Source organism: Bacillus sp. SIMBA_008, assembly GCF_046535495.1.
GTDB classification, from domain to species: Bacteria; Bacillota; Bacilli; order Bacillales; family Bacillaceae; genus Bacillus; species Bacillus subtilis.
The window spans coordinates 1-232 of record NZ_JAWRWL010001360.1 but is presented as its reverse complement, the minus strand read 5'-3'; the positions used below and the strand labels follow the sequence as shown (position 1 = coordinate 232).

1 protein-coding gene is annotated in these 232 nt (G+C 36.6%); it reads right to left on the bottom strand.

The genetic code is table 11. The features are described 5' to 3' along the window. A partial coding sequence (locus SB658_RS27890) for a DUF2339 domain-containing protein (RefSeq protein WP_410603835.1) occupies nt 1-232 on the bottom strand: 232 nt, incomplete at both ends.

Below are 232 nucleotides of genomic sequence, written 5' to 3'. Positions count from 1 at the left end.
CTACGGCTACGAATATAGTAAGATATTCCGATTGATACCTCTTCGCTACATAAATACCTAAAATGACCCATGCAATATTACATACAAACGCAACACTTGCTGGAATAAACCCATATAAATAATGCGCCGCAAATGTCGTTAAAACTATACCCGTAATACTTCCTCCTGCTAATACTAAACCCAACGCTTGCCGCTCTCGTTTAATTTGAATATCACCTATATAATAAAAACC